Here is a 23,149-nt window from a genome sequence, read left to right on the forward strand (position 1 = left end):
GGGCAACCTGCCGCGGGAGGTCCGCGCAACAATTAAGGTAGTGCAAGGTAGGCGGAAAAGGTTGAGTCCAACAAATTTTTTGTTATCCGGCGGACTGAAACGTTTTGGAGGACCGCCCCCGGAGCCCGCCCGGAAACGGCCCGCGACGGCGTACTTTGGCGGCGCCCATGCCTTATCATGCCCTCTTTTCGGCCTTGTCTCCCTACCGCAAAACGCTGCTGCGCGTGCTGGCGGCCGGGGTGGTACTGGTCTTCGTGTACCAGTTCGTGGGCCTGAGCCAACGGATCGACTGGCGGCAGTTCGCCGCCTCCCTGGCGCGGCCGGGTAACGGGTGGAAATTGGCACTGGTATTGCTGCTCATGCCACTCAACTGGGCGCTGGAGGCCAGGAAGTGGCATTTGCTGCTCGATGCCTTCGTGCGCTGGCCCTTCCGGCGGGTCTGGCGGGCCACCCTGGCGGGAGTAAGCCTCAGCGCCGCCACCCCCAACCGCATCGGTGAGATCGGGGGCCGCCTGCTCGTGGCCGAGCGCGGGGAGTGGACCGCCGTGACGGCCGCCTCATTGCTCGGCAGCCTGTGCCAGTGGGTGGCTTTCCTGCTGCTGGCCTGGCCCGCGCTGGTGTATACCCTGGCGGCCCTGCCCGGGGTGCTCGACGGCATCCCGCTGTGGATACTGTTGCCGGCGGGGCCGTTGCTGCTGTTGATCGTCTACGTTGGTGGTAAACCCCTAATTCGGTGGTTGCTGGACGTAGTCGAACGGCAGTTTGGTCGGGACATGGACGTACTGCGCGCGGCCCTCCCAAACGTTACCCTTTCGTTACTGTTGCGGAGCAGCGTATACGCCAGCGTGCGTTTTGTTGTTTACTGTACGCAACTGTACCTGTTGCTGTGGTTTTTCGGCTTGCCTCTCCCCTTTATTTCGGGGCTGGCCGGGATCGCGGCCATTTATCTGGTGCAGGCGGGACTGCCCCTGCCCCCGGGGCTAAACCTGGTAACGCGCACCGAACTCGGCCTGCTGCTGTGGTCGGTGGACGCGGAGGGGGCTGTGGCGGTACTGGCAGCATATACCGCCCTGTTCGGCGTTAATGTATTGCTGCCCGCGCTGCCCGGGTACTGGCTTATCGTCAGAAAAACAAAAATTGCATGAACCCCCTTGGTCTCAAGTACCTGCTGTTGCTGCTGCTGGCTCTGCCCGTGACCGGGAGCCAGAAGACCTGGCCCGATGGTACCCCGCCGGCACCCGCGCTCCGCGCCCAGAACGGGGGAAACACGGACGTATGCGGGATCGACAACACCACCTTCCGCGCCGGGGAACAGATCGTGTACAAGCTCTACTACAACTGGAACTTCGTGTGGCTGCCCGCCGGGGAAGTAACCTTCAACGTGCACGACCTCGAAAACCAGTACCGCATCACCGTGCGCGGCCGTACCTACCCGAGCTACGAGTGGTTCTACAAGGTCACCGATAACTACACCAGCTACCTGGACAAGGAAACCCTGCTGCCCAAGATCCACATCAAGGACATCCAGGAAGGGGGCTACCAGCGCTACGACCGCACTACCTTCTACCAGGACGAACAGCGCATCGTGAGCCACCGCGGCAAGACCCGAAAGGACACCAAGCCGAAGTACATGGACGTGGACCCCTGCATGCACGACCTGATCTCCATCATCTACTTCGCCCGCAACCTCGACTACGCCTCCCTGCGCCCGAAACAGGAGATCCCGATCAAGATCCTCATGGACCAGGAGATGCATCCGCTCAAGATCCGCTACCTGGGCCCGGAGGAGGACGTGAAAGTGAAGGGCAGCGGCCGGTTCAACACCCTGCGCTTCAGTCCGCAACTCATTACCGGCGAACTGTTCAAGGAGGGAGACGAGATGAAAATCTACGTGAGTAACGACCGCAACAAGATCCCCGTATTGATCGAATCGCCCGTCACGGTGGGCAGCGTCAAGGCCGTCCTCAAATCCTACAAAGGGCTGCGCTACCCCCTCGAAGCCAAGATCGGGGACTAGCAACTCTTAAGTGCTTTTCGGCCGGCCAACAGCCTTTTCGGCCTGAGCCGTGTTGGTAAAAGTAGCTCGACGGCGCTGTGGGGCCCGGCCCGCCGCGACTTGCTCAACTTAGTTGTCTCATTTTCAACCGGAACGGCAAAATCATAACCCGCCCAGATGAACCGTATTCTCCTTACCGTGCTCGTGGTAGTCCTCTCGTTCCTGCTCGGCGTGGCGGCCCTGTCTCTGTGGAACAGCCACCGCGAGGAGCAGCGCGTGCACGAGGAGGCCACCATTTTGTTGGAGCGGGTGCGCAACGTGATGAAGCTGGTCACGGTGGAGGGCGACGTCAGTGAGATCTTTCACGCGACCTCCTCGCGCACAGTGACGCTGTACCTGCCCCTGCCCTCGCAATTCTCGTTTGACAAGAAGGCCACCGTGGAGGTGCGCGGCACCGTACTGGTGGGCTACGACCTGGAGCAGCTAGATATTTCCCTGGACCCCGACCGCCGGGTCATGACGATCCGCAACCTGCCGGAGCCGGAAATTCTGGCCATCGACCACGAGATGATTTACCGCAATCTCGACGAGAGCTGGTTCAACACCTTCAGCGCCGAAGACTACAGCCGCCTGAACCGGCGGGCCAAGGAACGACTGCACGATGCGGCCCTGGAGAGCGAACTGATGGCGCGTGCGCGGGAGCAGGGCAACGCCGTAATCGACGGCATCGGGTACCTGGCCGGCAGCGCGGGGTATGAATTGGTGGTGGAGGGCTCGGATCTGCCCGCTCCGGTGGTGCGGGATTAGCCGTGATCGATACTACTTCTTCAGGCGAATCTCGATAACCCCATTGGCGCCTTGCATGCCGTAGCGGTTGGTATCGCTGACGTTCTTCAGTACTGTCACGCGGGCGATCTCGTTGATATCGATGGCATTGTAGACCGAGGCGAAGTTGTTGCCGAGAACGGTGCCGTTGACGACGAAGAGCGGGGTGGAATCGGAATTGAAGTTGACGTCGCCCCGGATGCGTACCGTCGCCTCGGGACCGCTGCCGCGGACGCTCACGCCGGCCACTTTGCGCAGGTAAGACGACAGGTCGTTGCCGGTGGAGGCGGCATCCACTTCGACGGAATTGCTACCCCGTGAATTGTCGATGGCGCGTTGGGCGGTCTCCGAATCGGTAGCCCCCCGCGGAGTGCCGCAGGAAAGGGTACCTAAGGCTAAAACGAGCAGGAGAGCTGACAGGCGAAGCATGGGTAAAGAGTTACAGAGGCGAAAGACCTTAAAGATACCTACTTACTAATTAGCTTTGCGGCCCCGTTCACCCTTCGTCCGTAAGAAGGCCAAAATCCTACCCCGATGATCGACATCACCCTCCCCGACGGCAGCGTGCGCCAGTACGAAGCCGGCGTCACCTCCCTGGACATCGCCCAGAGCATCAGCGCCGGGCTGGCCCGCAACGTGCTCAGCGCACGCGTAAACGGCATCATCATCGATGCCAACCGACCCATCGAGGAAGACGCTAGCGTGGAACTTCTGACCTGGAACGACCAGGGCGGCAAGGAGACTTTCTGGCACTCCACGGCCCACCTGATGGCCGAGGCCCTGGAAGAACTTTATCCCGGCGTGAAACTGGGCATCGGGCCCGCCGTTGAGAACGGCTTCTACTACGACGTGGATACCGGCGACGACCGCACGATCAGCTCCGAAGACCTGCCCCGCATCGAGGAAAAGATGCTCGAACTGGCCCGGCGCAAGGTGGAATACATCCGCCGGCCCGTCAGCAAATCTGAGGCCGTGACCTATTTCACCGAGAAGGAAGACCCCTACAAGCTGGAGCTCCTCGACCGACTGGAAGACGGCAGCATCACCTTCTACACCCAGGGCAACTTCACCGACCTCTGCCGTGGGCCGCACATCGGCAACTCCGGCGCCATCAAGGCCGTCAAGCTGATGAAGGTGGCCGGCGCCTACTGGCTCGGCGACGAAAAGCGCAAGCAGCTCACCCGCATCTACGGCATCTCCTTCCCCAAGGCCAAGGAACTCAAGGAATACCTGGACCTGCTCGAGGAAGCTAAGAAGCGCGACCACCGCAAGCTCGGCCAGGAGCTCGAGCTCTTCATGTTCAGCGAAAAGGTAGGCGCGGGCCTGCCCATGTGGCTACCCAAGGGTACCCAGCTGCGGGAGCGCCTGATCAATTACCTCAAGGACCGGCAGGAGAACGCCGGCTACCAGCAGGTGACCACGCCCCACATCGGCAAGAAAGACCTCTACGTGACCAGCGGCCACTGGGAGAAGTACGGGGCCGACAGCTTCCAGCCCATCAAGACCCCGCGGGAGGGCGAGGAGTTCATGCTCAAGCCCATGAACTGTCCGCACCACTGCGAGATGTACAAGTTCCGCCCCCGCAGCTACCGCGAACTGCCCCTCCGCCTGGCGGAGTTCGGGACCGTCTACCGCTACGAGCAGACGGGCGAACTGCACGGGCTCAGCCGCGTGCGCGGCTTCACCCAAGACGACGCCCACATCTTCTGCATGCCCGACCAGGTGAAGGGCGAGTTCCTGGCCGTCGTGGACATCGTTAAGGAGGTACTCGGCATGATCGGCTTCGACGACGTCACCGCCCAGATCTCCCTGCGCGACCCCGCCACCCCCGAGAAGTATATCGGCTCGGAAAAGAACTGGGCCTCGGCCGAGCAGGCCATCATTGACGCCTGCGCCGAGATCGATATGAAGACCGTCACCGCCTACGGCGAGGCGGCCTTCTACGGTCCGAAACTCGACTTCATGGTGCGCGACGCCCTCGGCCGGCAGTGGCAGCTGGGTACCGTACAGGTGGACTACAACCTGCCCGACCGCTTCGAACTGGAGTACATCGGTGCCGACAACCAGCCGCACCGGCCGGTGATGATCCACCGGGCCCCCTTCGGCTCACTGGAACGCTTCACCTCCATCCTGATCGAGCATACCGGCGGCAAATTCCCCCTCTGGCTCACGCCGGAGCAGCTGACCATCCTGCCCATCAGTGAGAAATTCAACGACTACAGCCGGGAGGTTCTCGCCGAACTGGCGCGCCACGACATCCGCGGCTCGGTCGACGACCGCAACGAAACCATCGGCCGCAAGATCCGCGATACCGAACTCAAACGCATACCCTTTATGCTCATCGTGGGCGAAAAGGAAGTGGAGAACGGACAGGTAGCCGTGCGCGTGCAGGGCGAAGGCGACCGGGGAGCTATGACGGTGGAGGAATTTGTGGAGTTTTTCCGGACGCAGCTTTAGGGTTCGCGAGCTTTGGTGGTTCGTGAGCTCTGCTCGCGGTCAATGCGCATATTCCGCGAGGCCCATTCCTCACTGCGTTCGGAATTGACCCCGCTGTTTGAAGCCGTCCCTTCCAGGGCCGGGCGTGGTTTGTTCGCGAGGTTTGGTGGTTCGTGAGCTCTGCTCGCGCCCAATGCGCATATTCCGCGAGGCCCATTCCTCACTGCGTTCGGAATTGACCCCGCTAGATGAAAGCCGTCCCTTCCAGGGCCGGGCGTGGGTGATTCGCAAGCTTAGCTCGCGAGCCATCACCGCCCCTCAAAGACGCGCCGTTTGCCGTAATAATTATAGAAGAAGACCACCCCGGTGGCCACGCCCTTGATAAGCCACTCGCGGTCGCCGAGTAGCGGGAAGTAGTGCAGGCCGAATACAAGGGCGGCATCGAGCAGCAGTCCGCCCACGCTCACCAGCATGCTCAGGGCGAAAGCCGAGCGCAGCGACCGCCGCAATTCAAAAACGAAGTAGCGCTGGAGAAAGAAGTTGAGCACCACGCTGCTGGAGTAGGCGATCAAAGTGGCGGGGACGGGGGGCAGGTACCGGTCGACGAGCAGCAGGTAGAGTCCGTAATTGATGGCCGTGGCCACCAGTCCGGTGATCGCAAAGGGGAGCTTTTTCCAGCCGAAGCGCCAGATTTTGCGGACGTGCGGTTTCATCCTTCCCGGGCGATCTCGGCGCGGCGCAGGTTCCGGAAGTAATCCCGGATTTCGATCCAGTTGTCGAAGCGGGGGTAGCCCCCGTCGTCCAGGGCGTTGTGGCTGGCGGTGAAGAGCAGTCCCTGCCCGTTGAAGGTATCCAGGTTACTCACCTTGTCGTCGATCATGTAGTCGCCGTGCACGATGCTCTTGTTGCCGCAGAATACGATCCGCTTCCAGTGGATGAAGGGCATGTGCTCCTCCAGCCATTCCCACTTGTCGGTGAAACAGTTCTTGAACTCCGTGGCGGCCGTGACCACGTACACCTCGTAATTTTCGTATAGCTCGCTTACCACCTCCCGGGCGTCTTTCATCACGGGCAGATGCCGGAAGAAACCCGGTTTGTGGAGTTCATCCCGCATGGCTTCGATGCCGGGCAGCTCGTAGATCTTCTTCCCGTAGTATTCCTGGGGATCGACTTTGCGGCCGTACTGTTTTTCAAAGAGACGATGGTACTCCTGGTAGTTGTCTACCATCACCTCGTCCATGTCGATGCAAATGCGCATTAAAATTTCCTTTTGCTATTGCTCTACCCGGGTGATTCCGATCGGCTTGTCGGGGTCGTACCCGCCTTCTTCGAGTTCCTTGAAGGCCGGCTCCACCTCGTGGTATTCGGGGCGTTGCCCGCTGGTCATACGCTTGACGCTCACCCTTCCGCGGTTGAGGAGAACGATCAACGAAGGCAGCAACAACAACAGTACGACGGTGGCCGCCAGCAATCCGAACGCCACCGAAATGGCCATGGGAATGAGAAACTGCGCCTGCCGGCTTTTTTCGAGCAGCAGGGGGGCCAGACCGGCGAAGGTAGTCACCGAAGTAAGCAGGATGGGCCGGAAGCGGCTGCGGCCGGCTTCGTTGAGGGCCTCCATCATATTCATTCCACTGCGGATATTGTCGTTGTAGGTGGCAATGAAGACCAGGCCATCGTTGACGATGATGCCCACCAGGGCGATAATCCCCAGGCCGGAGAAAAGGGAAATGGGCTTGCCCATCAGCCAGTGGCCGAGGATCACGCCAATCAGTCCGAACGGCAGCAGGAAGAATAGCAGACTCGCCTGTCCGATCGACCGGAAAGTTAGCGCCACTACGAAGAACATTAATCCCAGCACCACCGGCAGGACGATCTGCAGGGAGGCCGCCGTTTTTTGCTGGTTGCGTACCTGTCCGTCGGCTACCGTGGAAACGCCGGGGTAGTTACGCAGTACCCGGGGAATGATCTCGTCGGCCACCAGCGCGTTGACGTCGGTTACGGATACGGAGTTGTCGGCGATGTCCGCCTCCACCTTCACCTCGCGCTTGCCGTCCGTGTGGTTAATGGCGATGACGCCCCGCTGCGGCTCCAGGTTAACAATCTCGGAGACCGGATAGGCCCCGCCGCCGGCCACCCGGATGCGCATGTTGTTCAGGTCGGCCAGGCTGCGGCGGCTGTCCTCGCCGTACCGCAGCCACACGCGCACCTCGTCTTCTCCGCGCTGCAGGCGCTGGGCCTCGGCCCCGAAGAAGGCGGCACGCACCTGCCCGACGATGTCCTGCAGGTCCAGGCCCAGGTAGCGGGCCTTGTCCTTGAGGGATATGTTGATCTCCCGCAGGCCTTCCTGATCGTTGTCGACCACGTCGGTAAGTTCGGCCATCTGCTCCAGTTCGGCCTTGACGTCTTCGGTGGCCTTTTCCAGTTCCTCGATGTTGTTGCCCACCAGGCTCACACTAACGGGCTTGCCGAAGAACGAGCGCCCGCCGTAACTGAGAATCTCCGCCTCCTCGATGGGGCCGACTTCCTCGCGGATGGCGTTTTGTACGTCCCGCAGGGCCAGGTCGCCGCGCTCCTCGCCGGGCAGCAGGGCGATGGTCGCCGAACCCTGGTAGGTGGTAGGGCCAAGGCGGATCTCAATTCGTTCGACGACCTCGCGGCCGTCGTCAAAGACCTCGGCGCTCATGCGTTCGTTGACGCGCTGGGCCGCCGCCTGTATGCGCTGGAGTATCTCCCGCGTCTTGTCTTCGGGCGTTCCGGCGGGCATCTGCAGGGTCACGGCTACGTCGTCGCTCTCGATAATGGGAAAGAAGGTGGTCTTAACGAAGCCGCCACCAACCAAACCGACGCTCAGAAAGAGCACGGCCACGCAGATCGCCAGCGTAAGAAATTTGAAGCGCATGGTCCAGTTCAGGACCGGCGCGTACATCCGGTCGCGCAGCAGGTTCATCAGCCCGTCGAACCGCCGCTGCAGCCAGTTGGGCTTATTATCCTTGTCGAGTGCCCGGGAATGCGCGATGTGGGTAGGCAATATGACGGCCCCCTCCACCAGGGAGAAGATCAGAGAGAAAATGACCACTATTGCCATCTCCAGGAAGAAATCACCCAGGCTGCCGTCCAGGAAGAAGAAGCTGGAAAAGGCGATGACGGTGGTGATGATGGCGGCGAATACCGCGCCGAGTACGTCCATTGTGCCGTCCAACGCCGCTTTCACCCGTGGCAGTCCCTTCTCGTGGTAGCTGTAGATGTTTTCCCCGATCACGATGCCGTCGTCGACCAGGATGCCGATCACGATGATCATACCGAAGAGGGAGATGACGTTGAGCGTCACGTCAAGGGCGTTGGCGATGATGAACATGCCCGCAAAGCTGATCGGGATCGACAGCGCTACCCAGAAGGCCAATCGCCAGTGCAGGAAGACCGCCAGCAGCAGGGCCACGATCACGAACCCCTGTATTCCGTTGGTCTGCAGGGTATTCATCCGCTGCCGCAGGGTCACGCTGGCGTCGCTGATCACGGTGGCCTGGATGGTCAGGTTTTCCTCGTTGAAGCGTTCGATGTACCCCTTCACCATATCGGTGATGGTAAGCATATCCTCTTCCAGGGTATTCTGCACGTTGATGCTCACGCTGGGCGTTCCGTCGAGGTAGGTGCGGTTGGGCTGGTCGGCCCAGCGGTCGCGCACGGTGGCCACCTGGCTGAGGCGCACCGTGCCCCCCTCCGGCGTGGTCTTCACCACGATGTCTTTAAGTCCGTCGGCGTAGTATTCCTTGTTGCGGGCGCGCAGCAGGAGTTCTTCCTTGACGCCCTTTACCGTTCCGCCAGTGATGTCCACGTTGGTGCGCCGCACGGCATCCGCCGCTTCCTGGAAGGTGAGTCCGTAGGCTTGCAGGTCCGCCTCCCGGAAGGCGATTTCGATCTCTTCGTTGGGGAAGCCCGCAAGCTCTACCTTGGAGATGCCCTCCATGGCCAGCAGGTCGTCCTCAACCTGACGAGCGGCCGCTTTGAGGGCACTCAGGCTCACGCCCTCGCCGGACAGCGCGAAGGTGATGGCCCGCCCGAGCCGTTCCTGTTTGAAAATTACCGGGGGTTCCATCCCCACCGGGAAGCTGTTGATGCGGTCTACCTCGTTCTTCACTTCCTGCAGCACCAGGTCGGTGTCGTAGCCCTTGAGCACCTCCACGGTGATGTTGCCGCTGTTCTCCGAGCTCACGCTGGTGTAGCGTTCGATGCCGGTCAGGCCCTTGAGGTTTTCCTCGATTTTGTTGACGATGCCCTCCTCTACTTCCTCGGGGCTGGCGCCGGGGTAGATCACCTGGATGGTAATGGTGCGGCTGGCAAATTCCGGAAAGAAAGTGGACTTCATCTGCAGCAGGCTCACCCCTCCCATGAGGAGCAGTCCGAACATGATGAGGTTGGCCGCGACCGGGTACTTGATGAAGTAGTGAATAAATCCTCTCATGGTTACGGCTTACTTAAGGCTGCTGGATAGTTCCGAGCCCCCGTCGGCGGCGGCCGCGGCGGCGGGGGTGCTGGTATCCGTGGGCTCGGCGATACGTACCAGCATGCCGTCAAAGGCACCGGGTACCGTGCTCGTGAGCAGCTGGTCGCCGTCGGACAGGCCGCTCACGATCGCCGTGCGGCGGTTGGCCTTGCGCACGGTGACGGGCTGCAGGGAGAGCAGGGAATCGTTGCGCACCACGTACACCTGCTGCTCGTCGATGAGCAGCGTGCGGTCGATCTCCACCACGTTGTCCAGGGTGCGGGCGGCGGCCTCCCCGCGCATGTACATGCCTTCGCGCAGGCCTTCGCCGCTGACGCCGATGTAGACTTCCACCGTCTGCGAGCCCTCGTCGATCTGGTCGCTGATGCGGCGAATGGTGCCCGTCCAGCGGCCGTCGATGTCCTCACTATAGAGGTCCACCTTACCCCCCGTCTGCAGGTAGCTCAGGTCGGAAAGGGGTACCGTGGCCACCAGTTCGTAATAGCCCGTGGCCATGAGTTCGCCGAGCGCCTGACCGGGCCGTACCACCGCCCCGCGATCGATCATCACCTGCGTGAGCACTCCGGCAAAGGGGGCTCGGATCAGGTATTTGCTCAGGCGTTCCTCCAGGCTCTTGATGTTGTAGTACTGGGTAAAGAGGTTACGTCCGGCCACGAACAGCTTTTCCCGCTGGTCGGCGGCCGTGGGCAGCGGAGGCAGGGGCTCGTCCACGTTGAAGTTGTCCAGGTAGGTCTCCCAGGCCGGAAAGCTTTCGGGGTAGTCGATCTTCAGGTCGGGCATGATCTGGGCGATCGAGTTCAACAGCGTGGCCTTCTGGGCCTGCAGGTTGAGGCGGGGCTCGGTGTCGTCGATGCGCAGGATCACCTCCCCCTTGGGAAAGTAGGTACCCTCCTTCAGCGGCCGGCCGGTTTCTTCCACCATGCCACCCACTTCGCTGTAGAGTTCAATCTTGTTGTAGGCCTGCAAGCGCCCCTGTACATCCAGGGTGGTAGCGATATCGGCGTTGTTCACCGTGCGGGTTTCCACGGTACGGACCCGCTTTTCCACCGGACGCCGCGGGGCCTCCTCCTTAAGGGAAGATAGGTAGCGCATGCCGAAAAACCCGAGCGCAATGATGCCGGCACCCAGCAGGAATTTTAGTACGTTTCTTACGGTCTTGTTTTTCATAACTGCTGGATTGGGGTGGGCCGGGGTGACAGGTAGGAAACCGGCGGAATGAAGTTGGGTTGCAACCGGTGGATCAATACAACATCAAGGGGGCGCGGACGCGGGTGCCGTATCGGGTCAAAAGGGCCAGAATGCCTTGGCCAGCGCACCCACGATCACTAAGATAAGCAATCGGTAGGCCCAGACACCGGCCCGCGGGTGGTTGGCCGCGTGTCGGGCCGTCAGGTACCCGCCCACCGTCTGCCCGATGGCCATAAGCAGCCCGATCTCCCAGTCGATCAATCCGCGCCAGGCAAAGATAGCCACCGCTACGGCGGTATAGATCAGCACTACGATGCCCTTGACCACATTCGCCTGGATGATCTCGTACTTGGCCACCAGTACCATCAGGGCCAGGAAAAAGATCCCCATGCCCATCTGGATGAAGCCGCCGTAGATACCAAGAGCGAAAAAGGCCGGTACGGCAATCCAGAGCGAGAGGGGTTTCTTGGCCGGTTCGGTGCGCAGCCACCGCTTGGGGTTCACCAGTACGACCAGTAGCATCACGAACAGCAGGTAGCGGAAAATGGACCGATAAGTGGCGTTATCGACGACCAGACTCAGCCAAATGCCCACCAGCGCACCCAGGGTGGCTACCAGAATGATGCCCCACATGTCGCGGCGGTGCTGGTCGGAAAGCGACAGTCGCCCGCCCCGCTGGAAGGCCCAGGTACCGGCCGCGCTCTGGGTTACGATGCCGACGCGGTTGGTGGCGTTGGCCACGTCGGCCGGCAGGCCGAGGACCTCCATGAGGATGGTCAGGGTGATGGCGCTTCCGTTGCCGGACAGGGTATTGATGCCGCCGGCCAGCAGGGAGCCAACCAGGGCAATGAGGTAGTCGACGATCAACGGGTAAGTACGATATAGTCCAGCAAAAGGGTCTCCAGAAACTGCTCGGCGTCCGCTGCGGCTTCCTCCGGATCGATGCCCAGCAAACCGGCCAGCCGCGCTCCGGCCAGCTGTACGGCCTCCCGGTGGGCGGCGTTGCGGTAGCGGCGGTAGCGCAGGAGGCATTCCTGTACAGTGAGCATATCCGCTTCGGCAAGCCGTTGCACAGCCGGATAGCGGGCCCGGTGCTGCTCACGGTTGCGGATGGTAAGTACGTCGGCCAGACTGAGGTCGGCGGCCGGATCATCCTGTATGACGACCGTGCGGGCCACGATGTCGCCCAGCCGCTGACTGCGCCCGCCGGTGGTGATGAACAGTAGGGCCAGCGTACCGGCGGTAAAAAGTACGTCGGGAAGCAGGAAGAGCGCCCGGGTCAGGTGGTCCGCCGGGGTGAGCTCCTCGCCGTCCAGCCGGATCACCCGCAGGTGGAGCAGGCGTTTGCCGACCGTCCGCCCGCTCCCCAGCCACTCCGAAACGAAGAAGTAGAGCACCGCCCAGAAAATCGGCCCCAGGCGAAGGGCCACCTCGCGGTTAAACCCCGAACCGAACTGCTCGGCCGTGTAGAGTACCACGAGGTAAGCTACCAATAGTACCACCGCGTCGATCAGCCAGGCCCCGATACGGGTGCCAATGCGCGCCGTTTCGCAGTCGATGCTGACATTCTGGGTGGTATGGATGGTGACGGACGGCATCTGGATGACGCCAAAGTTACTAAACCTTTAAAGGCATTACCGTGCTGTATACTAGCCAGGCCTCCGCGCGTACTATTTTCTGCCCGTCTTCCCGCTGCAGCCTTTCCACCCCATGAGTAAGAAATCGATATACCTCATCATCGGCCTGATCGTGACGGCCATTGTAGGTCTCATCATCCTTCAGCTGCGTCTGATCCAGACCGGACTGGAAGTGAACAAGGAACGCTACGACCGAGCCATTCAGAGTGCCCTGAAGAAAGTGGCCGACGAGGTCGAGGACGACGAGGAAGATGAAATCCGCCTCACCCTGAACAACGGCTATGCCGGCGGGGTACCCGACGGCCTCTACGGCGAACTCCTCATCGGCACCCGCTCACCAGGATTACTCAGCACCCGTTCCATCCGCATCAGCCCCAACTCTTTCCGCCTGCGCGCCCAGTTCGCCAACCGTAACCTGGATGAAAGGATCGACCGCGAGGCCATCCACCAGAAGTTGATGAAGGAACTCCGCAACGCGGGCGTCAACGACCCCCTGGAATACGGCATCTACGATACCCGCCAGCAACGCTTCATCTCCCGCAACGGCCGGTTGCTGTCGCCGGCCGGGTCCGATACCTCCCGCCATCAGGATCTGATGCACGGCGACTACGTCGTGAGCCTCTTCGACGAAGACGCCACGGTACCCGGTGAGATCAGGGCCTACAGCCCCGATAAGAACAGTGTCATCTACAGTTCGCTCTACGGCAACTTCGCCGTCAGCCTGCTCTTCGTGCTCATCATCCTGGGCTGCTTCATCTATACGATCTACGTCATCCTGATGCAGAAGAAGGTCTCGGAAATGAAGACCGACTTCATCAACAACATGACGCACGAGTTCAAAACGCCCATCGCCACCATCTCCCTGGCTACCGACAGCATCGTCAGTCCGCGCATCAGCGGCGACCCTACGAAGGTTCAGCGCTTCGCCCGGATCATCAAACAGGAGAACAAAAGGATGAACGATCAGGTAGAAAAGGTCCTGCAGATGGCAAAACTCGATAAATCGCGCCTGAATCTTAACCTGACTGCCGTGGACCTTAACGAAGTAGTACAGAGCGCCGTGGAATATATCTGCCTTCAGGTGGAACCGCGCGGCGGCACCGTTACTACCGATCTGCGCGCCGACCCCTCCGTGGTGGAGGGCGACCTGACGCACCTTTCCAGCCTGATTAATAACCTGCTGGATAATGCGAATAAATATTCCCCGGACGCCCCGCGCATCACCGTAACCACTACAAATGTGGCCCGCGGCGTGCAGGTAACGGTGGCCGACCAGGGCTTAGGAATGACCCGCGAAGCACGAAAAAACATTTTCGACCGTTTTTACCGGGTACATACGGGTGATCGCCACGATGTTAAAGGGTTCGGATTGGGCCTTTCTTACGTTAAAACGATTACCGAGGTACACGGCGGAAGTATCGAGGTAAAGAGCGAGCTCGGAAAGGGCAGCAGTTTTATCGTCACCTTTCCTTACCGACAGCCCGATTAAAAGCATATCGATACCATTAGTATTTAAAGCACCCATGCAATGAGCGATTCCAACCCCATCGAAGCCAAACTACTCCTCGTAGAGGACGACCGCAATTTTGGCGACGTACTGAGGTCTTACCTGGAAGCCCACGATTACGACGTCACCCTGGCCACCGATGGCGTAGCCGGTCTGGAAGCCTACCGCCGCGGCGAGTGGGACCTCTGCATCTTCGACGTGATGATGCCCCGCCTAAGCGGTTTCGAACTGGCCAAGAAGATCCGGGAGAACGACGCCCAGACCCCCATCATCTTCCTGACCGCCAAGGCCATGAAGGACGACGTCCTCAACGGCTTCGAACTCGGGGCCGACGATTACATCACCAAGCCCTTCAACAGCGAGGAATTGCTGGCCCGCATCAACGTTATTCTTCGTCGCAGCCAGACGCCCACCGACCCGAAGGAGGAACAGACCGATTTCGAGTTCGGCAATTTCCACTTCAACTTCCCCCTGCGCATCCTCACCTTTACCGACGAAAACGGCCAGAAGAGCAAGGATAAACTCAGTCCCAAGGAAGCCCAGCTCCTGCGCCTGTTCGCCATCAACAAAAACGACATCCTGAGCCGCAGCGAGGCCCTGACGAAGATCTGGGGCGAAGACAATTACTTCACGGCGCGGTCCATGGACGTATTCGTCACCAAACTGCGCAAGTACCTGAAGCCCGACTCCTCCATCGAAATCGTCAACATCCACGGTAACGGCTTTCAATTGCTGGTGCGCGACGAACAGGAAGGATAAATACCCTTCGCGACTGTTAAAGCATTAATATCAGATACCCTCAGGTGACAAACTGTTGTTTTGTCACGGTATGAGAACAACTCGTGGGGTTATTGCCTCCGACAGATAATGGGCGACGTTCCGGCGACGTTCTATCAACTAGTTTTTGGGATTATAATTTTATCGGCCGAAGCCTCCGCGCTTCGGCTTTTTTTATTGTTCCAAGACCATGCGCTTTCTTTTTCTCTGTTCATTTTCGGCTTTTCTCACGGTTGCCTCCGCCCAGGACATCAGTCCCCGGCTCTTGACCTCCACTTTGGACAACCTGATCCGGTGGAACTCCTCTTTTTCGGAAGGACATACCGGTTTTTCCCTCGCCGACCTCGACACCGGCGAGCCGATCTACGGCTACAACTCCGAGCGCTACTTCGTGCCCGCCAGCAACGTCAAGTTGCTCACCTACTACGTAGCCCAACGCGAACTGTCCGACGCGGCACCGGCCCTGTACTACCACGATGGCGGCGGCGACACGACCGACATATGGGGCACCGGCTATCCCCTGCTCCTGCACCCTTCTTTCTACACATATGATACCCTGCGGGGTTGGCTGGCCGACCGGTCGGGTACCCTGATCTATAACCTCCCGGCAGCGGAAGAGGTACCGCGCTACGGAGCCGGCTGGAGCTGGGACGACTACAACTACGGCTACGTCTACGAACGATCTTCCCTGCCGGTATACGGCAACCGGCTGTTCCTCGATTACCGCGGTCCCGACACCGGTGATACCACCACCGGGCTGTTCGGCTCCCCGCCCGGCGTAGCCGCCGGCCTGATCCAGAATGCCGCCCAGCCCCGGGCGATCTCCCGTCGCGAAGGCAGTAACCAGTTCACCGTCGGTTACAATTTTTACCACCCCGGCAATTTTCCCCTGGAACGCCCCCTGAGCGTTTCGCCGCCCTTCGTAGTGGGCCAACTCCGGGAGGCTTTCCCCCACCTCGACGTACAGCTCGGTACCGCCCCCCGCCCCCCCCGGAGCGAACTGCGGCAAGTCAGCGTAACCCTGCCCGACACCCTGTACAGAAAGATGCTGCAGGGCAGCGATAACTTCCTCGCCGAACAGCTGATCCTGCTCGCCGCAACCCACCGCTACGGCTGGCCCGACGAGGAGACCTTTTTTGAGTACGTCACGGATACCCTCTTCGTAGCTATGCAACTGGGGGATGTCCGCTTCGCCGACGGCAGCGGACTAAGTCGCTACAACCTTGTCAAACCGCGCCAGCTTACCCAGCTCCTTACAGCGCTGGACCGGGCCGTGGGCCGCGACCGCCTCCGCGAACTGCTGCCCGCCGGGGGCGTGAACGGCACGCTCGAACGTCGCTTCACCAATCGACCCGAAACCTTCGTCTGGGCCAAAACCGGAACCCTCAGCGGGGTAACCTGCGTAAGCGGTCTGGTCCGCTGCCGCTCCGGTCGCTGGCTGGCCTTCAGCTTCCTGCACAATAACGTGATGGGGCGCACCTCCGATTACTACCGGGAGATGGAGAACACCCTGGGCTGGGTATACGACAACCTCTGAACCCCCGGCCGCGACTGCATTTATCCGCATCTTTGCGGCCCAAAATCGTACCCCATGGTATACCTCGAACTCGAACGGGTCTCTAAGATCTACGGCGAAAAAGTACTCTTCGACCAGGTCGACCTGCAGGTCGCGCAAAACACCAAAGTAGCCCTGGTGGCCAAGAACGGCACCGGCAAGTCGACCCTCCTGCGCGTAGCCGCCGGCATCGACCAGCCCGAGGGCGTCGGCTCCAGCGTCTACGTGCACAAGGAGGCCCGCATGGCCTACCTGCCCCAGGAACCCGACTTCGGCGCAAATGCCACGGTGATGGACGCCGTTTTCGACAGCGACAGTGAGCTGGTGCGCGCGGTACGCGATTACGAATCCGCCCTCTACCGCACGGACCATCCCCAGCTTCTGCAGGATGCCCTGGCCACCATGGACCGTCTGCAGGCCTGGGACATCGAGGCCCGCATCAAGGAGGTACTGAGCAAATTGAATATTCACGACGTCAACCAGCGCGTGGATACCCTCTCCGGTGGCCAGCGCAAGCGGGTAGCCTTGGCCAAGCTCATCATCGACGAACCCGACCTGATCATCCTTGATGAGCCGACCAACCACCTTGACCTGGACATGATCGAATGGCTGGAAGAGTGGCTGCAGTCGCCCAACCTCACCCTGCTTATGGTCACGCACGACCGCTACTTCCTGGAGCGGGTCTGCAACCGCATCATTGAACTCGAAGGTGGCAACATCTATCACTATACGGGCAACTATTCCGACTTCCTGGACAAGAAAGCCACTCGCGAGGAAACCGAATCGGCCGAACTGGACAAGGACCGCAAGCGCATGAAGCAGGAGCTCGAATGGGTGCGGCGCATGCCCAGCGGCCGCGGTACCAAGGCGAAAAGCCGCCTGAGCGCCTTCAGTGAGCTTAAAAACAAGGTCGGCAGCTTCCGCAAGGAAGAAGAACTCACGCTGGAGATCAAGGGACAGCGCCTCGGAAGCAAGATCCTGGAGGCCCACAACATCAGCAAATCCTACGGCGACAACCAACTGGTCAAGGGCTTTAGCTACAAATTCCAGAAAGGGGAGCGCGTAGGCATCGTCGGCCGCAACGGGGCCGGCAAATCCACCCTCCTGCACATGCTGACCAAAGAACTTGAGCCGGACACCGGTAAGGTGGTCCACGGCTCCAACACCCACTTCGGCTACTACACCCAGGAAGGCATCAACCTGGCCCAAGACATGAGGGTGATCGACGTGGTGCGGGAAATCGCCGAGTACATCCCCCTGGAAAAGGGGCTGAAGCTCACCGCCCGCGGTCTCCTGGAACGCTTCATGTTCAACAGCAAGCAGCAGCAGGTCTACGTGAGTCAACTCAGCGGCGGAGAACGCCGCCGCCTGTACCTGCTCACCATCCTGATGAAGAACCCCAACTTCCTCATCCTGGACGAACCGACGAACGACCTCGACATCATGACGCTGAACGTGCTGGAAGATTTCCTTCTGGACTTCCCCGGCTGCGTACTCATAGTAAGTCACGATCGCTTCTTCCTCGACAAGCTGGCCCACCACCTCTTCATCTTCGAAGGAGAAGGACGGATCCGCGACTGGAACGGACTCTACACCGAATACCGCGAGCAGCTGCGGTTGGAGAACCAACAGGCCCCGGCCGCTCCGAAGACCGCGGCACCCGCGGCCGCGCCCACCACTCCCGAAACCCCCATCAGTCACGAACAGCGCAAGGCCATCCGCCGGGTGGAGGGGCAGATCGGGAAACTGGAAGCCCGCAAGACCGCCATCAACGCCCAGTTCAACAATATGGATGGCCTGACGCCGGAAAAGATCGCCGACCTGGGCCGCGAACTGGCCGAGATCAACGAAATGATCGAGGAAAAGGAACTGGAATGGATGGAACTCGTGGGCGAATAAGGCCCGGAGGTTTTCCACACGTCAAATTGACACCCCCGTAACCGGTCTGTCCATCAGCCGATTACAATGGTGGGTTTTCCCCACCCCAACGGTGGAAAACCGTGCAGAAAGGGGTAGTTATCCACAGCATAGGAGAAAAGTCCGCCTTTTTCGGCCAGTTATCCACATTTCCACAGCTTTCCACATTCGTTTTGCACCGACTTTTCACCGGGCGGTCCGCGTAATCCCCAGCGCAGTGTCATAAAAGTTATCGACGCCGCGCCCCTTTCCCTAAATGTGGACAAACGGTGAATCCCTTTGATAGTCGGCTTGTTAGGGTGTGTACTACCGGTGGAGAATGCCGGCCCGGGGGTGGAATCCGGATTATCCAAACTTCCGCCGCCCTCTTTCTCCCGCTTTCCACACCCCTAATAACGATGAAGGGATTTAAATTTTTTTAAAGGTTTATAACTATTAAGAGCATGGGAAAATCGCTGCGCAGCTACCCCCGGTCCGTCAAAATCTGGCTGCTCGTGGGGCTCGTGATGATCGTCGGGCAGATCGTGATCGGCGGCATCACCCGCCTGACCGAATCGGGGCTCTCGATTACGGAGTGGGAGGTGCTCAGCGGCGCCGTACCGCCCCTGAACGCCGCCGACTGGCAGGTGGAGTTCGAGAAGTACCAGCAGTCGCCCCAGTACGCCCAGATCTTCGCCGACATCACCCTCGCCGACTTCAAGTTCATTTACTTCTGGGAGTGGTTCCACCGGCAGTGGGCGCGGACGATGGGCTTGGTCTTCGCCGTCGGCTTCGTCATTTTCTGGCGGCGCGGCTACCTCGACCCGCCCCTGATGCGCCGTTTGGGCGTCGTGGTGCTCCTCGCCGCGCTGGCCGCCAGCTTCGGCTGGATCATGGTCGCCAGCGGGCTCATCGACCGCCCGTGGGTCAATGCGTACAAGCTCACGCTACACCTCGCGCTGGGCATCACGCTGTTCTCCTACCTGCTTTGGGTGACGCTGAAAGTCATTCGCCCGCGGATCTCCGGTTTTCCACATTCCGGCGTGGAAAGTTGGCGTTGGGCCCTGAATGGAGTCCTCGCGGTCCAGCTGCTGCTCGGCGGCGTGATGAGTGGCGCGCGGGCGGCGCTGCCCTACCCTACCTGGCCGGACATGAACGGCCGCTTCATTCCGCCGGTGCTCCTGGATGCCGGAGCCTGGACGGTGGAAAACCTCGTCCGCTACGAGTCGAGCCTCTTCCAGCCGGCGCTCTTTCAGCTGCTGCACCGCATGACGGCTTACTCACTGATAGTCATTGCGTTATACTTCGTTTATCGCTGCTACAAGCGCATCTCCGATACCCGCCTGCAGCGGGCCAATACCCTGTTGATAAGCCTGTTGATAACTCAGGCCATACTGGGGATTGCCACGGTGGTGAACAGCGTCGGGCAGGTACCCGTAGGCCTCGGCGTGGCCCACCAGTTCACCGCCATTGCGGTCGTGGCGCTGGTGGTATACATCAACTATCTGTTCCAGCCGGGGCGCCCTTTGCACCCTGTGGAGAAAGTGGTGGAAAACAATCGACAAAAAAATTTGGCGGTTTAATCCGGCCGCGATTGATGCTCCGTCCAGCCCTCCCGGCGCCGTCCGAGATACTGGGCGGTGAGGAAGATGGCAAGCAGGAAATGCAGCAGCGCGGCCCGGGAATCGGGGTTGTAGACCGTCTGGACGAGGATCATCAAATAATGATAGAGGCTCAGGCTCAGCGTCACCAGCAGGAAGGTCGGAGTATCGGTGCGGCGGAAGAAGGCCCAGGCGCTCAGTCCGGACAGGTACAGGGCGGAGAGCCCGTACATTTTCATCAGCAGTTCGAAACTCGGCCCTTCGGAAGTGCCGAAACCGGGCACCAGGTCCCCGGCCTCGGGATAGAACAGAAAGAGAAAGGCAACGACGGCCTCGATCAGCGTGTGCAGTAACAGGATCATACCCTTACAACACATTTTGCCGTCGGGGTTGCCGGGTCACCCTTGCTTGTCGGGACTCCGCTAAAAAATAAATCGCCCAATTTTATTTTGGGTTTCAGGATAATTACTCCTGTTTTTATCGCGTTATTGTGGGTGGATAATGTTATTGACGTGCGTACCCTTTGGTGCCCAAATTATTTTACCCCGTAATGTATTCTACCCGACCCCTGACCCGGACGACTGAGATCCGGATCACCCAGCGCGAGCTGGCCCTCCACCTGCGTGACCATCATGATTTTCTCTGGCACTACGCCCGCAAGATGGCGCGCTGTAATCGCTGCCGCAACGAGGATCCCGCCGATGGCGATTACCGCATTTACATCAACGGTTGCGGCGACTTCGCCATCTACCACCGCTGTGGCGAATGCGAATACCCCCTGCACAGCTACATTGACCTGAGCCAGGAACGGCAAATCCGCCACGAACTCCGTAAACTGTGGCTTACTAAAGTCAACTGACCATCAAACCATCCTCCTGGGGCCGCGCCGTCGTTTGGACCCTGATCGCGGCGGCCTTCATCGGTCCCGGGACGGTGGCCACCGCCACCCGCGCCGGCACGGACGGAGGAATGGCCTATCTGCCGTTCGTCCTGCTGGCGGCCGTGGCGGGATACGTCTTCATGGAGATGGCCGCGCGGGTCACCATCGTGAGCCGGCAGCCGCTCGGGGTACACCTCACCCGCACCGCCCGTTGGCTGCCCCCCCTGCTCTTCGCCGGCGTAGCGTTCGGCTGCATGGCCTACCAGGCCGGTAACCTGCTGGGGGCTCTTGGCGGACTTCAGTTGCTCTTTCCCTTCAGCCGCTGGTGGCTGCTGCCTTTCGCTGCGGCGATCGTGGCGCTTATGTGGACGGGCAGCGCCGACCGCATCGGGAAGGTGATGGCGGCGGTGGTGGCCCTCATGGGCATTCTTTTCGTAGTCGCCGCGGCCCTCATTCTATGGGGGCCGGCCGGTACTGACCGCGTTTACGCCCCCATCAATGCTACGGTCCTGCTCGGACTGTTGGGCACCACGATCGTTCCCTACAATTTCTTTTTGGCCGCCGGCCTCGGTCACGACGGGGAGCTTCCCGAAATGCGCCGGGGGCTCCTCCTGTCTTTCGGCATTGGCTGGCTCATCACCGCCTCCATCGTGATCGTCGGCTCCACGGCGGTGGCCTTCCATTCCTTCGGTGACCTCGCGGACGGTTTGCAGCTCACCCTCGGGGAATACGGCCGTCTGGTACTGGCGCTAGGCCTGTTTGCGGCCGGATTCAGTTCGGCTACCACGGCCCCCTTCGCCGCGGCCATGGCGGGGCGCGGCCTGCTGAGCGGAGATGCCGCCTGGCAGAACGACGGTCGGGCCTTCCGCCTTACCTGGGCACTGGTACTCGGGGTGGGGCTGCTGGTGGCACTCCTGAAACTGGATATCGTGGGCGTCATCCTGCTGGCCCAGATCATAAACGGCTTGCTGTTGCCCTTCATCGCCCTCGTCATCCTCTTGCTGGCCAACCGCCGATCCCTGCTGGGCGATCAGGTGAACAGCTGGTGGCAAAATCTGATAGGCGCCGGCGTGCTGCTCTTTCTGGTGTACCAGACGGGCGCTTTTCTGCTATCGTTGTTGTAGGGGCGCGGCGCGCGGGTGCCGGGGCCGGCGTTTAAACGCCGGGCTGGGTGGTTAGCGCTGCGTGTAGTCTTCCCGGTGGATGTTGAGCTTCTTCATCCGGGCGAACAGGGTCTTGCCGTTGATTTTCAGCAGCCGTCCGGCGCCGTTGGGGCCCGTCACGCGACCGTTGGTATAGCGCAGGGCGCGGATGATGTGCCGCCGCTGGCTTTCGTCGAGGCTGATCATACTTTCCTTACCGGACTCCTCGATGATCTCGTAGTGGCCGGTGATGCCGGTCACTGTACCATGCTCCAGCCTGGACCACATCACCACGCGCATGAGAACCTCGCGTTCGGCGGCGATGCGGATGAAGAAGTTCTCATCCACCCGGTAAAATCCCTTCATCAGGTTTTCCAGGTGGGCCATCCAGCGGGTCACGTCTTCCTTGCGCAGCCGGTCAACGATGTTGCGGGGCTGCAACTCGTCCTCTTCCTTGGTGCCCATGATCGCTTTGAGGTTGTGGCTCGCGATCATGCTTTGGTTAACTACGTCGAGGTCGAAACTGCCGATGCAGAATGAGCTCTCCACGTTGCCCATCATCCGGATGTAGCGCTCGCTCTGTTCAACGGAACGGACCAGGGAACAGATCAGCTGTTCGTTGGTCTCGTTAACGATGTAGGGTACGCTGAGTAATTCTACCGGATAGCTGATTCCGGAGTTATTCTGGTGGTGGCTGTAGATGTGGTCGTCACCGTTCTGGATGGTGCGTTGGAAGTGGGCCTTCCAGGAGGCCGGGGTCCAGTCCGGGGTGTAGTCACCGGCCGATTTGCCTACCATGTCCTCGTAGGAGTACCCCAGGGTCGTGCAGGCTTTCTTGTTCGCATAGCGAACCCGTCCTTCCTGATTAAGGCAAAGTAAATCTGATTCTCCATGGCTCACCACCTTGTTGGCTAGAGCCATTATTTGCGGTGGAGTGAGGGGCTGCATAAATCGGGATTTAAGGCAAAACATTCATCTCGGAGTCCCTGATTATAGCCTTTTGCTAACCGGCAGGTCAGATAAGTCAGAAGACAAAACGGCAGGTCAGCATCAAAGTTTGACCGGTTAGGGCCCGCGCTTAAGCAAAGGTATATGTTTTCACACATTTATTGCCTAGCCTGGGGGGGCATAAATACTTTTACCGTTTCGTACGTTGTACTTTGGGGAAAGCCAAACTAAGTTTCGTCCACCTGCCTTGGCTACCC

20 protein-coding genes are annotated in these 23,149 nt (G+C 60.2%); 11 read left to right on the forward strand and 9 right to left on the reverse strand.

The features are described from left to right. Positions 1–167: 167 nt before the first annotated feature. The 3 genes from E4021_RS16430 (at position 168) to E4021_RS16440 (ending at position 2,803) form a co-directional block, all read left to right on the forward strand. Positions 168–1,145, forward strand: a complete 978-nt coding sequence (locus E4021_RS16430) for a lysylphosphatidylglycerol synthase domain-containing protein (RefSeq protein WP_136460471.1) — start codon at positions 168–170, stop codon at positions 1,143–1,145. After that, positions 1,142–2,017, forward strand: a complete 876-nt coding sequence (locus tag E4021_RS16435; RefSeq protein WP_136460472.1) for a DUF3108 domain-containing protein — start codon at positions 1,142–1,144, stop codon at positions 2,015–2,017. Before E4021_RS16430 ends, E4021_RS16435 begins: the two co-directional genes overlap by 4 nt. A 156-nt stretch (positions 2,018–2,173) precedes the next feature. Further along, entirely contained in the window at positions 2,174–2,803 is a 630-nt protein-coding gene (locus E4021_RS16440; protein WP_136460473.1) for a DUF4230 domain-containing protein, read from the forward strand. 12 nt (positions 2,804–2,815) lie between these two features. Here the strand turns inward: E4021_RS16440 and E4021_RS16445 are convergent, their stop codons facing one another. Continuing rightward, positions 2,816–3,250, reverse strand: a complete 435-nt coding sequence (locus tag E4021_RS16445; RefSeq protein ID WP_136460474.1) for a TonB-dependent receptor plug domain-containing protein — start codon at positions 3,248–3,250, stop codon at positions 2,816–2,818. A gap of 105 nt (positions 3,251–3,355) precedes the next feature. Here E4021_RS16445 and thrS point away from each other — a divergent pair, with 105 nt between their 5' ends. Further along, positions 3,356–5,278, forward strand: a complete 1,923-nt coding sequence (thrS, locus tag E4021_RS16450; RefSeq protein ID WP_136460475.1) for a threonine--tRNA ligase — start codon at positions 3,356–3,358, stop codon at positions 5,276–5,278. A 287-nt stretch (positions 5,279–5,565) separates the two neighbouring features. Here the strand turns inward: thrS and E4021_RS16455 are convergent, their stop codons facing one another. The 6 genes from E4021_RS16455 to E4021_RS18435 form a co-directional block, all read right to left on the reverse strand. Continuing rightward, the gene (locus tag E4021_RS16455; RefSeq protein ID WP_136460476.1) at positions 5,566–5,970 is read right to left on the reverse strand and encodes a GtrA family protein; all 405 of its coding nucleotides are present in this window, start codon (positions 5,968–5,970) and stop codon (positions 5,566–5,568) included. Then, positions 5,967–6,515 (reverse strand): 5' nucleotidase, NT5C type, encoded by a 549-nt coding sequence (locus E4021_RS16460; protein WP_136460477.1) that lies wholly within the window; start codon positions 6,513–6,515, stop codon positions 5,967–5,969. Before E4021_RS16460 ends, E4021_RS16455 begins: the two co-directional genes overlap by 4 nt. Before the next feature lie 15 nt (positions 6,516–6,530). Then, positions 6,531–9,719: an efflux RND transporter permease subunit gene (locus E4021_RS16465; protein ID WP_136460478.1), complete on the reverse strand. Its 3,189-nt coding sequence runs from the start codon at positions 9,717–9,719 to the stop codon at positions 6,531–6,533. A gap of 9 nt (positions 9,720–9,728) precedes the next feature. After that, positions 9,729–10,928: an efflux RND transporter periplasmic adaptor subunit gene (locus E4021_RS16470; protein ID WP_136460479.1), complete on the reverse strand. Its 1,200-nt coding sequence runs from the start codon at positions 10,926–10,928 to the stop codon at positions 9,729–9,731. A gap of 117 nt (positions 10,929–11,045) precedes the next feature. Continuing rightward, positions 11,046–11,816 carry a sulfite exporter TauE/SafE family protein gene (locus tag E4021_RS16475; RefSeq protein WP_246050319.1) on the reverse strand — a complete coding sequence of 257 codons (771 nt, stop codon included), beginning with the start codon at positions 11,814–11,816 and terminating at the stop codon, positions 11,046–11,048. Next, positions 11,813–12,547, reverse strand: a complete 735-nt coding sequence (locus E4021_RS18435) for an RDD family protein (RefSeq protein ID WP_136460481.1) — start codon at positions 12,545–12,547, stop codon at positions 11,813–11,815. Before E4021_RS18435 ends, E4021_RS16475 begins: the two co-directional genes overlap by 4 nt. A gap of 112 nt (positions 12,548–12,659) precedes the next feature. Between E4021_RS18435 and E4021_RS16485 the strand changes: the two genes are divergently transcribed. The 5 genes from E4021_RS16485 (at position 12,660) to E4021_RS16505 (ending at position 19,904) form a co-directional block, all read left to right on the forward strand. Further along, a complete protein-coding gene (locus E4021_RS16485; protein ID WP_136460482.1) occupies positions 12,660–14,075 on the forward strand; it encodes a sensor histidine kinase in 1,416 nt (471 codons plus the stop codon). 39 nt (positions 14,076–14,114) lie between these two features. Continuing rightward, the gene (locus tag E4021_RS16490) at positions 14,115–14,852 is read left to right on the forward strand and encodes a response regulator transcription factor (RefSeq protein WP_136460483.1); all 738 of its coding nucleotides are present in this window, start codon (positions 14,115–14,117) and stop codon (positions 14,850–14,852) included. Between the two features lie 208 nt (positions 14,853–15,060). Beyond that, the gene (locus tag E4021_RS16495; RefSeq protein WP_136460484.1) at positions 15,061–16,407 is read left to right on the forward strand and encodes a D-alanyl-D-alanine carboxypeptidase/D-alanyl-D-alanine-endopeptidase; all 1,347 of its coding nucleotides are present in this window, start codon (positions 15,061–15,063) and stop codon (positions 16,405–16,407) included. A gap of 54 nt (positions 16,408–16,461) precedes the next feature. Continuing rightward, positions 16,462–18,324, forward strand: a complete 1,863-nt coding sequence (locus E4021_RS16500) for an ABC-F family ATP-binding cassette domain-containing protein (RefSeq protein WP_136460485.1) — start codon at positions 16,462–16,464, stop codon at positions 18,322–18,324. Positions 18,325–18,785: 461 nt separating this feature from the next. Beyond that, on the forward strand, positions 18,786–19,904 hold the full coding sequence (locus tag E4021_RS16505; RefSeq protein ID WP_136460486.1) for a COX15/CtaA family protein: 1,119 nt from the start codon (positions 18,786–18,788) through the stop codon (positions 19,902–19,904). On the opposite strand, the gene E4021_RS16510 is transcribed toward E4021_RS16505, so the two are convergent. Next, positions 19,901–20,284: a hypothetical protein gene (locus E4021_RS16510; protein WP_136460487.1), complete on the reverse strand. Its 384-nt coding sequence runs from the start codon at positions 20,282–20,284 to the stop codon at positions 19,901–19,903. The genes E4021_RS16505 and E4021_RS16510 overlap by 4 nt on opposite strands. Before the next feature lie 188 nt (positions 20,285–20,472). Between E4021_RS16510 and E4021_RS16515 the strand changes: the two genes are divergently transcribed. Both E4021_RS16515 and E4021_RS16520 read left to right on the forward strand, forming a co-directional pair. Beyond that, on the forward strand, positions 20,473–20,781 hold the full coding sequence (locus tag E4021_RS16515; protein WP_136460488.1) for a hypothetical protein: 309 nt from the start codon (positions 20,473–20,475) through the stop codon (positions 20,779–20,781). A 74-nt stretch (positions 20,782–20,855) separates the two neighbouring features. Next, positions 20,856–21,926 (forward strand): NRAMP family divalent metal transporter, encoded by a 1,071-nt coding sequence (locus E4021_RS16520; protein ID WP_136460489.1) that lies wholly within the window; start codon positions 20,856–20,858, stop codon positions 21,924–21,926. A gap of 51 nt (positions 21,927–21,977) precedes the next feature. On the opposite strand, the gene E4021_RS16525 is transcribed toward E4021_RS16520, so the two are convergent. Next, positions 21,978–22,892 (reverse strand): PAS domain-containing protein, encoded by a 915-nt coding sequence (locus E4021_RS16525; RefSeq protein ID WP_168797661.1) that lies wholly within the window; start codon positions 22,890–22,892, stop codon positions 21,978–21,980. Positions 22,893–23,149: the final 257 nt, after the last annotated feature.

The organism is Neolewinella litorea, assembly GCF_004803465.1.
Classification (GTDB): domain Bacteria; phylum Bacteroidota; class Bacteroidia; order Chitinophagales; family Saprospiraceae; genus Neolewinella; species Neolewinella litorea.